Annotated in this window: 11 protein-coding genes; 7 read left to right on the top strand and 4 right to left on the bottom strand. The window is 62.6% G+C overall.

All coding sequences use genetic code 11. From position 1 onward, the window contains the following. Nucleotides 1–66: 66 nt before the first annotated feature. Together LNV06_RS08600 and LNV06_RS08595 are read left to right on the top strand one after the other, a co-directional pair. Nucleotides 67–2,841 carry a zinc-dependent metalloprotease gene (locus LNV06_RS08600; RefSeq protein ID WP_263537848.1) on the top strand — a complete coding sequence of 925 codons (2,775 nt, stop codon included), beginning with the start codon at nucleotides 67–69 and terminating at the stop codon, nucleotides 2,839–2,841. Between the two features lie 620 nt (nucleotides 2,842–3,461). Continuing rightward, nucleotides 3,462–4,466 carry a transporter gene (locus LNV06_RS08595; RefSeq protein ID WP_263537847.1) on the top strand — a complete coding sequence of 335 codons (1,005 nt, stop codon included), beginning with the start codon at nucleotides 3,462–3,464 and terminating at the stop codon, nucleotides 4,464–4,466. Between the two features lie 44 nt (nucleotides 4,467–4,510). On the opposite strand, the gene mpl is transcribed toward LNV06_RS08595, so the two are convergent. The 4 genes from mpl to thiD are packed head-to-tail and all read right to left on the bottom strand — an operon-like array spanning nucleotide 4,511 to nucleotide 8,923. Beyond that, nucleotides 4,511–5,875, bottom strand: a complete 1,365-nt coding sequence (gene mpl, locus LNV06_RS08590) for a UDP-N-acetylmuramate:L-alanyl-gamma-D-glutamyl-meso-diaminopimelate ligase (RefSeq protein ID WP_263537846.1) — start codon at nucleotides 5,873–5,875, stop codon at nucleotides 4,511–4,513. A gap of 31 nt (nucleotides 5,876–5,906) precedes the next feature. Next, the gene (locus LNV06_RS08585) at nucleotides 5,907–6,584 is read right to left on the bottom strand and encodes an HAD family hydrolase (RefSeq protein WP_263537845.1); all 678 of its coding nucleotides are present in this window, start codon (nucleotides 6,582–6,584) and stop codon (nucleotides 5,907–5,909) included. A gap of 17 nt (nucleotides 6,585–6,601) precedes the next feature. Continuing rightward, the gene (gene hemL, locus LNV06_RS08580) at nucleotides 6,602–7,888 is read right to left on the bottom strand and encodes a glutamate-1-semialdehyde 2,1-aminomutase (RefSeq protein ID WP_263537844.1); all 1,287 of its coding nucleotides are present in this window, start codon (nucleotides 7,886–7,888) and stop codon (nucleotides 6,602–6,604) included. A gap of 60 nt (nucleotides 7,889–7,948) precedes the next feature. Further along, nucleotides 7,949–8,923, bottom strand: coding sequence for a bifunctional hydroxymethylpyrimidine kinase/phosphomethylpyrimidine kinase (thiD, locus tag LNV06_RS08575; RefSeq protein WP_411970088.1), 975 nt, complete (start codon nucleotides 8,921–8,923; stop codon nucleotides 7,949–7,951). Between the two features lie 262 nt (nucleotides 8,924–9,185). Between thiD and LNV06_RS08570 the strand changes: the two genes are divergently transcribed. The 5 genes from LNV06_RS08570 (at nucleotide 9,186) to LNV06_RS08550 (ending at nucleotide 13,243) form a co-directional block, all read left to right on the top strand. Next, the gene (locus tag LNV06_RS08570) at nucleotides 9,186–9,338 is read left to right on the top strand and encodes a rubredoxin (protein WP_263538328.1); all 153 of its coding nucleotides are present in this window, start codon (nucleotides 9,186–9,188) and stop codon (nucleotides 9,336–9,338) included. A 102-nt stretch (nucleotides 9,339–9,440) separates the two neighbouring features. Further along, nucleotides 9,441–9,845 (top strand): response regulator, encoded by a 405-nt coding sequence (locus LNV06_RS08565; RefSeq protein ID WP_318013460.1) that lies wholly within the window; start codon nucleotides 9,441–9,443, stop codon nucleotides 9,843–9,845. 92 nt (nucleotides 9,846–9,937) lie between these two features. Then, nucleotides 9,938–10,303 (top strand): response regulator transcription factor, encoded by a 366-nt coding sequence (locus tag LNV06_RS08560; protein WP_263537843.1) that lies wholly within the window; start codon nucleotides 9,938–9,940, stop codon nucleotides 10,301–10,303. A 27-nt stretch (nucleotides 10,304–10,330) separates the two neighbouring features. Continuing rightward, on the top strand, nucleotides 10,331–10,885 hold the full coding sequence (locus LNV06_RS08555) for a chemotaxis protein CheW (RefSeq protein ID WP_263537842.1): 555 nt from the start codon (nucleotides 10,331–10,333) through the stop codon (nucleotides 10,883–10,885). A gap of 63 nt (nucleotides 10,886–10,948) precedes the next feature. Next, nucleotides 10,949–13,243: a methyl-accepting chemotaxis protein gene (locus tag LNV06_RS08550; RefSeq protein ID WP_263537841.1), complete on the top strand. Its 2,295-nt coding sequence runs from the start codon at nucleotides 10,949–10,951 to the stop codon at nucleotides 13,241–13,243. Nucleotides 13,244–13,248 lie beyond the last annotated feature (5 nt).

Below are 13,248 nucleotides of genomic sequence, written 5' to 3'. Positions count from 1 at the left end.
TTTTTCGAGCGACGCGCCACCCGCGCTCGCTCATCCGATCCGTTCAATAGCCCCAGGATGGTCTGAATGAGTTTGACCTTTGTTTCCCCGGCCGGCCAACGCCGCCTGAGTTTGTCGGCCGTGGCCGCCGCCGTGTCTCTGTTGAGCGCTTGTGCGACGACGACGCCCGAAGGTGCCGCTCCGGCCGCAGCCGCGGCCAGCACCACAGCCCCCGCCAATGCGGCCGCTGCCAAACCCGCGGCCACTGCCGCCGCATCGGCTCCGGCCAATGCCGCCTCGGCCGCCGCGCCTAAGCCCCCGGCCGACCCAAGCGCGCCCAAGCCTTTTGCTGATGTCAGCAAGGACGCCAAGGTGCAAGCGGGCTTGTTCCCGATCTGGCGCAAGGACGAAAAGGTCTGGCTGGAAGTGCCCAAGGCCATGATTGGCAAGCCCTTCTTGTTCACCGTCAATATCGCCAGCTCGGTCGGCGAGCGCGGCCTCTACGCCAGCCAGATGGTGGCGGACCAAATGGTCGAATGGCGCCGCGTCGGCAACCAGATTCAGCTGGTCGCTTTGAACACCGCTTTCCGCGGCGAAGGTGGTGGCAAGCGCGCGGTGGAGCAGGCCTTCTCGCCCAGCTTGTTGGCAGCCGGCCCGGTGGCCAGCGCCGAGCATCCCGAGCGCAAGTCGGTGCTGGTCGATGCCAGCATGTTCTTGAACGACATCCCCGGCCTGTCCACGCGACTGGAGGCGGTCTATCGCCTGCCTTACGCGCCAGACCGCGCCAACTCTTCGTTTGAAGCGGCCCGCGCCGACGACAAGCTCAGCACCCTGACCGCCCGCGTGCACTTCGCCACGCCGCGCATCCCCGCGCCGCCGCTGGTGCCCCCACCGGTGGCCGTGCCCACGCCGCCGCAAGTGCTGCCGGATGCACGCAGCATGTTCTTCAGCTTTGTCTACAACTTCCAGGCCCTGCCGGACCTGCCGATGGCCACCCGCAAGCTGGACCCACGTTTGGGTCACTTCATGGAGTCCTATTCGGACTACAGCGATGACCAAAAGGCCAATGTGCGCGTGCATTTGCTCAAGCGCTGGCGCCTGGAGAAGCAAGACCCGGCCGCTGAGTTGAGCGAGCCGCTCAAGCCCATCACCTACTGGATGGACAAGAACATTCCCGAGAAGTACCGCGCCTCGGTGGCGGCTGGCATTCTGGAGTGGAACAAGGCCTTCGAGAAGATCGGCTTCAAGAACGCCGTGGTGGCCAAGCAGCAGCCGGACGATGCCGATTGGGACAATATGGATTCGGGTCACGCCTCGATCCGCTGGTTTGTCGGCTCCGATGTGGGCTTCGCCATTGGCCCCAGCCATAGCGACCCGCGCACCGGTGAAATCCTCGACGCCGACATCGGCATGAGCGATGTGTTCGCACGTGGTTCGCGCCGCATGATCGTCAATGACTTGGGCTCGCTCAGCGCTCAATCGGCCTCGCTGCCGCAAGGCAACTTGTCGCCCTTGAATCGCCACAGCCATGACGGTGCCGCTTACTGCAATTACGCCCACGAGGCCGCCTCCGAAATGGGCTTTGCCTTGGACGTGCTGGAAGGCCGCGGCGATATCGAGCCCGACAGCCCTGAGGCCGAAGCCTTCGTGCAGGCCGTCATCAAGGACGTGATCGCGCACGAAGTGGGTCACACCCTGGGCTTGAAGCACAACTTCAAAGCCTCGACCTCGGTCACGCAAAAGCAGTTGGCCGACAAGACCTACACCGAGAAGTACGGCATCTCCAATTCGGTGATGGACTACAACGCCTACAACCTGGCGCTGAAGGGCGAGCCGCAAGGCAGCTACACCAACACCGTGCTGGGTGCGTATGACTACTGGGCGATCGAGTACGCCTACAAGCCGCTGGCACCTGAAACCGAAGCGGCCGAATTGGCCAAGATTGCTGCGCGCAGCACCGAGCCGCAGCTGGCTTATGCCGACGATATCGACGCTGGCGTGGGCGGCACTTACGATGGCTTCGACCCGGACAGCAACCGCTTCGATTTGGGCGACGACCCACTGGCCTACTTCAAGCGCCGTCTGGCTTTGAGCCAAGAGGTCTGGGCCCGTGCGCAAGACCGCAAGCCCGAGCCGGGTACCGATCCGCTGCGTCAGCGTCGCTCCATCGTGGAGAGCTTCCGTCAGCTGGTGCGTTCGGCCGAGTTGGCGGGCAAGTATGTGGGCGGCATGCACGCGGTGCGTGACATCCCAGGCACCACCAACCGTCCGGCTTTCAAAGCCGTCGATCCTGCACGTCAGCGCGAAGCTCTGAAGTTCATCTCGACCGGTCTCTTGTCGGCCAACTCCTTCCGCTTCCGCCCCGAGTTCCTGGCCTCGCAAACGCTGGACTACAACGAGTGGGATCGCGGCGGCCAGCTGTCGATTCCGGCCGCTGTGTCTGCGGTGCAAACCACGGTGCTGGATCGTTTGATGTCGGGCAACACCGCACGTCGTTTGATCGACATGCCGGCCTATGTCAGCGAGAAGGATCGCAAGGGATTGGTGTCGTTGTCTGAGGTCTATGGCACGCTGAACAACGCGGTGTGGAGCGAGCTCAAGACTGGCGGAGAGATCGACGCGATGCGCCGCAATCTGCAGCGCGAGCATCTGAAGCGTTTGCAAGGCGTGCTGACCCGCGGCAATGGCCCAGGCTTGTTGGCCGATGCCTACGCCATGGTGCGCTTCCATGCAGTGCAACTGCAGTCGGATCTGCGCAGTGCTTCAGCCAAGGGCGGCCTGAGCGTCGAAACCCGCGCTCACCTCGCCGAAAGCCTGGACATGCTGAGCGCCGTGCTGAAGGCGAATATGCAGCGCAGCTAAAGCCTCAGCGCTTTGCTTGAATGAAGGCCGGTGCCGAAAGGTGCCGGCCTTTTTTTCTTAACCCGGCACATGGGTGTTGATTTAAAAAGCGCTTGAGTACTGCCGTCATTCAGGCTGGCGGTGATCAGGCCACTTGGGGGCTCTGTGTCGCTCCTGTCCCCCGCCCCAGGCTACGCCCGGGACTCCTCCTTTACCTCGCGCCACAGAGCCCCCATGCGCCCTGATCCAGCACGTCCGTGCTCAGTCGTCGCAGGCGCAAATCGCGGGAACTGCCGAATGGCGTCGGGGGTGTGGTTCCGCGAGGTAAAGGAGGAGCCGATGCCTGAAAGGCAGCGGCGGGGGACAGGAGCGGAATCATGCCCCCGGCGACGCTCGGCACCTGTCCACCTTCTAAGCTTTGTTCTGAGCTGGCTGCAATTCTTGGCAACTTGGCAACAACCTCACTTTGCGCGGTATGCCGGTCGTAAAAAGGCTGGGCTGAGGGGCGCCATAGCTGTGAATATTCATCAGCCGTCGCAGAGCTTGTCTTGTTCCTGAATCACAATCGCCCCGGTTCCGGAAAAGTTGCGGTGCGTGCGTCCGTGAAGGCCAGGGCGGGGTGTGTGTAGGGGAGGGTTCCGATGAACTATGTGTTTGGTGCGGCGGACAACGCCTTGATTTGTGGCTTTGTGCTGGCCCCGGGCCAAAAGGGCCGCGCGATCGGCTTGACCGAGGCGATGGCGTGGCTCGCCCAGAACGCTGAAGCGACTGGGCCAGAGTTTCTTTGGCTGCACTTCAATCTCACCGACACCACCGCTGAAAAGTGGATGCAGGCGAACTTGAGCCTGCCGCCGGAGTTCTTTGAAGCCTTGCGTGAGGGCTCGCGCTCCACCCGCATTGAGGATGCGTCCGACAACCTGATCGCCGTCGTCAACGATGTGGCCTTTGAGTTCACCTTTGACCCCTCAGAGATTGCCACCTTGTGGGTCAATGTGAGCGAGCGGGTGCTGGTCAGCGCCCGCGCGCATCCTTTGCGTTCCATCGATCGGCTGCGCCAAGCGGTCAAAGACGGCGCCTGCTTTGGCTCTAGCGTTGAGTTGCTGAACCATTTGATGAATGACCAGGGCGATGTGCTGGTGCGCATCGTGCGCGAGGCGACGCTGCAGGTGGATCAGATCGAAGACGGTTTGCTGGGCGGGCGTTTGCAAAAGAAACGCGGTGAACTGGGCCAGCTTCGCCGGGTGCTGGTGCGCTTGCAAAGACTGTTAGCGCCAGAGCCTGGCGCTTTGTTCCGCTTGCTGCGGCAACCGCCGCCCTGGGTGGCTGTGCATGATCTGGACGAATTGCGCCAAGCGACCGAGGAGTTCTCGCTGGTGATTCGGGATCTATCCGCGCTGCAAGAGCGCATCAAACTCTTGCAAGAAGAAATGGCCGCTCAGGTGGGCGAACAGACCAACCGCAGCGTTTTCACCTTGACGGTGGTGACCGTGCTGGCGCTGCCCATCAACATCATGGCCGGCATGTTTGGCATGAATGTGGGCGGCATTCCGCTGTCTGACCATCCACATGGCTTTGCCATCATTGCGGCGATCGTGCTCTGCTTCACCGCCGTGGCGGCTTGGCTGGCCTTTCGGAAACGGGACTAGCTGGAGCAAGCTCGGCGAGCGAGCTTGCTCGCTAACGCCGAATTTCAGCGCTTGGCCAAGGCGGCCAGCAGCTTGTCGTGGATGCCGCCGAAGCCGCCATTGCTCATGCACAGCAGATGGTCGCCCGGCTTGGCGAGCTTGACCACCGCCGCCACCAACGCATCCACATCCGCGCCTACATGGGCTTGAGCGCCCAGCGGCGCCAGGGCCTCCTTGGCATCCCAGTCCAGACCCAGCTGATTGCAGAAACTCAGGTCAGCCTCTTCCAGCGCCCAGGGCAGCTGCGCCTTCATAGCGCCCAGCTTCATGGTGTTGGAGCGGGGCTCGAAGATGGCCAGGATGCGCTCGGCCGGTGCGATGCGGCGGCGCAGGCCGTTCACCGTGGTGCGGATGGCGGTGGGGTGGTGAGCGAAGTCGTCGTAGACCTTGATGCCAGCGACTTCCCCGCGCAACTCCATGCGGCGGCGCACATTCTTGAACTCAGCCAGTGCGGCCGCGCTTTGCTCCGGCGTGACGCCCACATGCTCGGCGGCGGCGATCGCGGCCAAGGCGTTCAGCTGGTTGTGCTCGCCGTACAGCGACCACTCGACTCGCGCGACTTTGAGGCTGCCACGCAGCACATCAAAGGCCTGCGGTTCGCCGCGGGCGCGCAGCGTGCCGCTTTCTTCCTTGCGCGCACCGAAGCGCTGCACATCACTCCAGCAGCCGCGGCTGAGCACGCGCTGCAGCCCCTCTTCACGCGCATTGACGACGATGCGGCCACTGGCCGGCACGGTGCGCACCAAATGGTGGAACTGGGTCTCGATGGCGGCCAGGTCGGCAAAGATGTCGGCGTGGTCGAACTCGAGGTTGTTCAGCACCGCAGTGCGCGGCCGGTAGTGCACAAACTTGCTGCGCTTGTCGAAGAAGGCGGTGTCGTATTCGTCGGCTTCGATGACGAAGCTAGAGCCTTCGCCCAGTCGTGCCGAGACGCCGAAGTTCTGCGGCACGCCGCCGACCAAGAAGCCGGGCTTCAAGCCGGCGTGTTCCAAGATCCAGGCCAACATCGAAGTCGTGCTGGTCTTGCCATGCGTGCCGGCTACGGCCAGCACATGGCGGCCTTGCAAGACATGCTCGGCCAAGAATTGCGGGCCGCTGGTGTAGGGCAGGCCTGCGTCCAGAATGGCTTCCATCAGCGGGAACTTCTCGCCACGGGTGACCACATTGCCGATCACAAAAAGATCGGGTTTCAGGCTCAGCTGATCGGCCCCAAAGCCGCTGATCAACTCAATGCCTAAGGCCTCCAGCTGATCGCTCATCGGCGGGTAGACATTGGCGTCGCAGCCGGTGACCTTGTGGCCCGCCTCACGCGCCAAAGCGGCCAAGCCGCCCATGAAAGTGCCGCAGATGCCGAGGATGTGAATGTGCATGGCGAGAAAGAAAAAGGAAAAGCGTAGGGGCTCAGGCGCTGAACCAGTGCGGGCAGCGTTCCAAAACGTCGTTCAAAGAAGGCAAGATGGTGCACCGTTCGGCCACGGCCGGATCGGGCTGCTTCAAATCGGGCACCAAGACCACGCCCATACCGGCACTCAGGCCGCCTTGGGCGCCGTAGCTGCTGTCTTCAAATACCAAGGCATTAGCAGGAGCCATGCCAAGGCTTTGGGCCGCCAGCAAGAACAGGTCGGGATGCGGCTTGCCGCGCTGCACCTGATCGCCGCCGTGAACCTTGCTGCCGAAGAAGTCGAGCAGGCCGGCCAAGCGCAAACGCCTCTGCACCTCGGCATGGCGGGTAGACGAGGCCAGGGCCAGTGGCACGCCTTGCTCCGTCAACCGGCTCAGCAGGGCTTCGGCGCCTGGCTTCAATTCAAAACCGCGGCCTTGGAATTGCGCCTCGACTTCGGCATCCACCGATTCATACATGGCTTCGGCATTAGCGCGCGAGCCGAGTTTTTCGCTCAGGATCTGCAGGCAGTCGGCGCGGTTGCGCCCCACGGTCAGCAGATAGTCGCTGGGAGATAGCGGCATGCCGGCCGCTGCGCTTTGGCGCAGCCAGGCGTCACGTATGGGCCGCTCGGAGTCGAGCAGCAGACCGTCCATATCGAAGATGGCCGCGGTGAAGCGGCGGCCGGTGTGCGGCATGACTGGGGTCGCTGAGATCAGCGCAGGGCGTGGCGAGCGGCGTCCAGCGTGGCCTGGATGTCGGCCTCGCTGTGGGCGGCGGAGACAAAGCCGGCTTCGTACAGCGCCGGGGCCAGGTAAACGCCGGCGTCCAACATGGCGTGGAAGAAGCGGTTGAAGCGCTCCTTGTCGGTGGTCATCACGGTCTGGTATTCCTGTGGCAGCTGGTCCATCAGGAAGAAGCCGAACATGCCGCCCTGGCAGTCCACGCTGAAGGGCACGCCGTTCTCTTTGGCGACCGCCGCCAAGCCGTCGACCAGCCGGCGCGTCTTGGCCGACAGGTCTTCAAAGAAACCGGGCTTTTGGATCTCGCGCAGCGTGGCCAGGCCGCAGGCGGTGGCCACCGGGTTGCCGCTCAGGGTGCCGGCCTGGTAGACGCCGCCCAACGGGGCCAGATGTTTCATGATCTCGCGGCTGGCGCCAAAGGCGGCCAGGGGCATGCCGCCGCCGATGACCTTGCCGAAGACGCTGATATCGGGCTTGAAGCCGGGGATCAGGCTGGCGTAATGGCCTTGGGCGCTGTGCAGACCGACGCGGAAGCCGGTCATCACCTCATCCAGCACCAGCAAGGCGCCGTGCTCGGTGCAAAGCTCGCGCAGGCGCTTCATGTACGCCGTTTGCGTGCGCACGAAATTCATATTGCCGGCGATCGGCTCGATGATCACGCAGGCCAGCTCCTTGCCGTGCAGGGCAAAGGCTTCTTCTAACTGGGGCAGGTGGTTGAACTCCAGCACCAGGGTGTGCTGGGCCACTTCGGCCGGCACGCCGGCGCTGGTCGGGTGGCCGAAGGTGGCAAGACCTGACCCTGCCTTGACCAGCAAGGCGTCGGTGTGGCCGTGGTAGCAGCCTTCGAACTTGATGAACTTGCTGCGACCGGTGGCACCGCGTGCCAGGCGGATGGCGCTCATGGTCGCCTCGGTGCCGGAAGACACCAGGCGCACCTGCTCCATGCTGGGCACCAGCTTCAAGATCTCTTCGGCCAGCTCGATCTCACGCTCGGTCGGCGCGCCAAAAGAGAAGCCTTCTTGCGCGGCCTGGGTGACGGCTTCCAGCACGGCGGGGTGGCCGTGGCCCAGAATCATCGGGCCCCAGGAGCCGATGTAGTCGATATAGCGCTGGCCGTCGGCGTCATAGATATAAGCGCCGTCGCCACGCTTGATAAAGCGCGGCGTGCCGCCCACCGCACGGAAGGCGCGCACTGGGGAGTTCACGCCGCCAGGGATGACCTTTTGGGCGCGTTCGAACAAGACTTGGTTTTGAGACATGGAAACTGCAGAGGGTGTCTGAATAGAAAAGATCAATCAATCAATCAATCCGTCGATCAATCAATGCATGCGGCGAGGCGGGCGCGTGGGCGTTGTGTCCTCGACGCTGAGGCTGGGCGCTTCAACAGGTACGCCAGGCATGGCCTCGATCTCGTCACCTTCTTCGGGCGGCAAGGCCCAGAAGAAACGGTCGGGGACGGCATTGCCCATGCCGGGGCGAAAGCCCGCGTCCAGCGCTTGGTCCAGGAAGGACAGGGCTTCGCCGACGGCCGAGTGGATTTCGGCGCCCACCGAGAGCAGGGCGGCCAGAGAGGCCGACAAGGTGTCGCCCGCGCCAATGAAGTTGACCTCAAAGCGCTCGAACTTCTCGCCGGTGATGGGGCCTTGCGGATTGGCCAACACATTGTCGACAAACTGATTGGCCAAGCCGATGCCGGTCACCAGCACATGGGCGGCGCCATGCTGGCCGGCGGCCACGGCCAGCTCACGCGGCGAAGCGGGGCGGTCGGCGTCCCAGTCGGGCAGCAAGAAATCGGTCAAGGTTTTGTGGTTGCCCACCAGCACATGGGTTTGCGGCAGCACCAGCTCGCGGAAGGCATCCAGATAGCTTTGCTGCTGCTCTTCATCCAGCCAAGACACATTCGGCAAATAGGCCACCAGCGGCACATCGGGGTAGTCGCTCAAAACCTCGGCCACAGCGCTGACGCCTTCGGGGCTGCCGAGAAAGCCGACTTTCCAGGCGGTGATGGGCACATCTTCAAGAATCAAGCGCGCTTGTTCGGCGATGGTGTCGGCGTCCAGGGTGTGGTGCTCGAAGGCTTCGGCGGTGTCGCGCATGACGATGGCCGTCACCACCGGCAGGCAGTGTGCGCCCATGGCGGCAATCGTTGCGACATCGCAGGCCAAGCCGCTGGCACCGCTGGCCTCGCTGGCGTTGAAGCTCATCACACAAGCCGGTGCCTGGGCCTCCTCCTGGCCTTCGGGCGGCAGGGTCGGGTCAACAGCGCTTGCTGTGGGGGAGGGTGTTTTGCTCATAGGTTTGCGGCGCGATCGGTCGGGTTCTGCAGTAATGATTAGCTGCTGCAATGACTGCAATGATGACTGCAATGGGCTGGCCGCAGGCGGCAAGACCGCACCGGATCCGAGGGCGGGAGAATCGTGCAAAACGTGCAAAGCGAACGGATTCGCTGTTGCGTCCTTGCCGATTCACCCGCCACGGCGGACTTGCCGGCGTGGCTACAATCTTTGCATTGTAGTGAGCAAAAAGAACCCCATCGTGAGCAACCCAAGTACCTGGATGTGCCTGATTTGTGGCTGGATTTACGACGAGGCCGCGGGGGATCCGGAGCACGGAATTCCGCCCGGTACGCCCTGGGCCGCCGTTGATATGAACTGGACTTGCCCCGAGTGCGGCGCCCGCAAGGACGACTTCGAGATGGTTGCAATTTGATGCGATCTCGGGGCTTGTTCTTCTGATCAAGCGCTCGGCCGACGGGCATACTGCGGCAGCCGGGGTGCTTGAGTGCCTTGTTGGCTTTGAGGAGAGACAAGCTTGGACCTGCAAGTTCCTGAAGGCAGCCGCGCATATGCCGCCAAAGTGTTGGTCATTGATGACAGCAACACGATTCGCCGCAGCGCTGAAATTTTCCTGAAGCAGGGCGGCCACGATGTGGTGCTCGCCGAGGACGGCTTTGATGCGCTAGCCAAGCTGAGCGAATTCCAGCCCGACCTGGTGTTTTGCGACATCTTGATGCCGCGCCTAGATGGCTATCAAACCTGCGCCATCATCAAGCGCAACCCCATCTTTGCTGGCGTGCCGGTGGTGATGCTGTCCAGCAAGGACGGGCTGTTCGACAAGGCGCGTGGCCGCATGGTGGGCTCTCAAGACTACCTCACCAAGCCTTTCACCAAGGATCAATTGCTGCAGACGGTGCAAATGCACCGGCGCGAGGCCTGATGCGCGCCGCCTGGGGCTTTGCGCCCGCCGTACTTTCCCTCCTTGCCGACAGTTTTGCCGCTGCAGCCATTGGCGCTGCCTGAGGAATCGCGATGCCTATTCACAAAATCCTGCTGGTTGATGATTCCAAGACTGAGTTGCATGTGCTGAGCGATCTTTTGATCAAGCGCGGCTACTCGGTGCGCACCGCCGAGAACGGCGAAGAGGCGATGAAGCGCCTGGCCGAAGAAACGCCCGACCTGATCTTGATGGATGTGGTGATGCCGGGTCAAAACGGCTTCCAGCTGACGCGCACCATCACCCGCGACGAGCGCTTTGCCGCCGTGCCGGTGATCATGTGCACCAGCAAGAACCAAGAGACCGACAAGGTCTGGGGCATGCGCCAAGGCGCGCGCGACTATGTGGTCAAACCGGTCAAGGCCGAAGAGCTTTTGGCCAAGATCAAGGCGCTGGGCTGAGCCAGACTTCTCCTTCACATCTGCGCCATGAGCAATAAGCAAGCCCTGCGAGAACTTCAACAACGTCTGGCGCAGCGCATGCAAGCGGCGCGCGAGCAGCAGACCCAAGTCGCCAATTGGCTGGCCGTCGAATGCGCCGGTTATGGTCTCTTGCTGTCCTTGAAAGAGGCCGCCGAGATTTTTACGCCGGTGGCTTTGAAGCCAGTGCCTTACTCGCAAGCTTGGTTGGCCGGGGTGGCCAATCTGCGCGGCGGGCTGTTCACCGTGATTGATCTGGCGGTGTTTCTGGGCCTGCGAGAGAGCAGTCCGCGCCTTGAGTTGCGCAGCGATGCGGCGCAAACCCGCTTGGTGTCTTTGAATCCCGATCTGAATATCAATTGCGCCCTGCTGGTTGATCGCCTAGTTGGTCTGCGCGCGGACGAGCAGTTGCAAGCCGAAGCACCGCTGCCGCATGAGCTGCTGCCGGGCGCGCGGCCACGTTTTGCAGGCCCACGGATGCGGGATAGCGAAGGTCGATCGTGGCAACAACTGCATTTGGATGCCCTTTCAAAGCATGAACAGTTCTTGCAGGTTGTGGTTTGATTCGGAGTTAGCAAGAACTAGGCTGGCCGAGTGCTGGCAAACACACGACATCACGAGGGTGAGATGAGCTTCCTGGACAAGATCAAGAACCTGGGCAAGACCGATACCGACGCCTCGCGTGAGGCGCCTCGGTCGCCGGGCGGTGCAAGCGATCTGGCGCCGCTTTCAACCCAAGGTCAGGCGTCGACCAGCAGCCGCCCCGGCGAGGCGTCCATCATTTCTGAAGCGCTGCCGACCGAAGTCGTCAGCACCGAATTTGGCGAAACCACCGCAACCTTTGCCAGCACCACCTCCACGGTGTCTGAGCCTCGTCCTTTGCACACACCGAATAAGAGCGGCCGCCGCCAGGCCGTTTTGACGCTCTTGGTGGCGCTGGGCTTGCTCGGAACCGCGGCCACGGTGAGCTTGAGCTTGCTCGGCGGCTCCCGCAATGCGGCTCAGGTGCGTGCCACCGGTCAGGCCTTGATGCAGTCGCAGCGCATGGCCAAGTCGGTTTCGGCTGCGTTGGTGGGCAACCCCGTTGCTTTTGCCGAATTGCGTGAAAGCGTCAGCACGCTCAGCGCGGTGGTCGGCAGTCTGCGCAGTGGCGGTAGTGATTTGGTGATTGCGCCAGCAGCGGTGCAGCCGAGCTTGGAGGCCGTATTGCCGTTGGTGCAGCGCGCCGAGAAGAACGGCCAGTTGGTGCAGTCCCAGGAAAAAGTCTTGACCGAGGTGGGCCTGTCCTTGCGGGCCATCAACCGCCAGTCGTCGGATCTGTTGGAAAGTGCCGATGCCGTGGCCGCCGAGGCTTTGCAGCAGGGGGCTTCGGCCGCCGAAATCTCCGCTGCGGGCCAGTTGGTGATGTTGACCCAGCGCATTGGCAAGAGCGCCAACGAATTCTTGACGCAAGAGGGCGTGAGCCCCGAGGCTGTCTTCCTGCTCGGCAAGGATTTGAACTCTTTCAAGCTGATTACCGAAGCGCTGCTCAATGGCAGCTCGGAACTGAAGCTGAGCGCGGCCAAAGATGCGCAGATGCGCACCCGTTTGACCACTTTGCTTAAGCAATACGAACAAACGCGCAGCCAGGCCAGTTCTATCTTGGGTAATTTGCAAGGCCTGGTCTCGGCGCGTGAAGCGCAGACCAGCATCTTGGCCGACAGCGAAGCGCTGCGCAAAGGGCTGGAACAAGTCGCTTTGGAGTTGGAAAAAGCCGGTGGCGTCAGCGTCTGGCTGATTGCCTTGATGTTGGCCTCGCTGGCCGCCCTGGTGGTCGGTGCGCTGGGCTTTCTGCGCTTTTATGTGGCCGACCAAGCGCAACGCGCGCAGATGGCTGAGGCGCAAAAAGCCGAGGCTGAGGCGCAGGAGCGCGAAGCCAAACGCGTCAATGACGCCAACCAGGCCGCGATTTTGCGTTTGATGAATGAGTTGCAATCGGTCGCTGAAGGCGACTTGACGCAACAGGCGACGGTGACCGAAGACATCACCGGCGCCATTGCCGACTCGGTGAATTACACCGTGGAAGAACTGCGCAATCTGGTCAGCCAGGTGCAAAACACCGCAGCACGGGTGACCGACACCACCGGTCAGGTGGATCAGACCTCCACCGATCTGCTGGCGGCGTCTAAAGAGCAGTTGCATGAGATCCGCTCTACCGGCGAGGCCGTGCTCTTGATGGCTGGCCGCATCAATGAGGTGTCGAATCAAGCCCAGGCCACGGCCACGGTGGCGCGCCAATCTCGCGAAGCGGCCGAGTCGGGCCTGCAGGCCATGCAGAACAATATCAGCGGCATGAACTCCATCCGCGAGCACATCCAAGAGACCTCCAAACGCATCAAGCGCCTGGGCGAGTCTTCGCAAGAAATCGGCGAGATCACCGAGTTGATCTCTGACATTACCGAACAAACCAATGTGCTGGCGCTGAACGCCGCCATTCAAGCGGCTTCGGCCGGCGAGGCCGGACGGGGCTTCTCGGTGGTGGCTGAGGAAGTGCAGCGCCTGGCGGAACGCTCGGGCGATGCGACGCGACGCATTGCGGCGCTGGTGAAGACCATTCAGACCGACACCCACGATGCGGTGGCCGCCATGGAGCGCTCGACTCTGGGCGTGGTGCAGGGCACGCGCTTGTCCGATGCGGCCGGCCGTGCGCTGGAAGAGATCGACTCGGTGTCGCGTCGTCTGGATGAGTTGATCGCGCAGATTTCCGGCCAGGCGCTCAGCGAAGCCCGGTCCGCCAATGAAGTGGCTTCGAATATTCAGCACATTTTTGCCGTGACCGAGCAGACCAGCGAGGGCACACGCTCCACCGCCCAAATGGTGCATGAGTTGTCGCGCTCGGCCGATGCCTTGAAGGCATCGGTGGCACGGTTCAAGGTGAATTGAGGCGT

Origin of the sequence: Paucibacter sp. Y2R2-4, assembly GCF_025717535.1 — a bacterium.
GTDB lineage: Bacteria > Pseudomonadota > Gammaproteobacteria > Burkholderiales > Burkholderiaceae_C > Paucibacter_A.
The sequence above is the reverse complement of the archived record's forward strand: the minus strand, read 5'-3'. Positions and strand labels throughout refer to the sequence as shown.

Coding starts and splice junctions, on each gene's coding strand:
- hemL (WP_263537844.1), bottom strand. CDS start 7,888: ATGTCTCAAAACCAAGTCTTGTTCGAACGCGCCCAAAAGGTCATCCCT.
- LNV06_RS08550 (WP_263537841.1), top strand. CDS start 10,949: ATGAGCTTCCTGGACAAGATCAAGAACCTGGGCAAGACCGATACCGAC.
- thiD (WP_411970088.1), bottom strand. CDS start 8,923: ATGAGCAAAACACCCTCCCCCACAGCAAGCGCTGTTGACCCGACCCTG.
- mpl (WP_263537846.1), bottom strand. CDS start 5,875: ATGCACATTCACATCCTCGGCATCTGCGGCACTTTCATGGGCGGCTTG.
- LNV06_RS08560 (WP_263537843.1), top strand. CDS start 9,938: ATGCCTATTCACAAAATCCTGCTGGTTGATGATTCCAAGACTGAGTTG.
- LNV06_RS08595 (WP_263537847.1), top strand. CDS start 3,462: ATGAACTATGTGTTTGGTGCGGCGGACAACGCCTTGATTTGTGGCTTT.
- LNV06_RS08570 (WP_263538328.1), top strand. CDS start 9,186: ATGTGCCTGATTTGTGGCTGGATTTACGACGAGGCCGCGGGGGATCCG.
- LNV06_RS08555 (WP_263537842.1), top strand. CDS start 10,331: ATGAGCAATAAGCAAGCCCTGCGAGAACTTCAACAACGTCTGGCGCAG.
- LNV06_RS08585 (WP_263537845.1), bottom strand. CDS start 6,584: ATGCCGCACACCGGCCGCCGCTTCACCGCGGCCATCTTCGATATGGAC.
- LNV06_RS08600 (WP_263537848.1), top strand. CDS start 67: ATGAGTTTGACCTTTGTTTCCCCGGCCGGCCAACGCCGCCTGAGTTTG.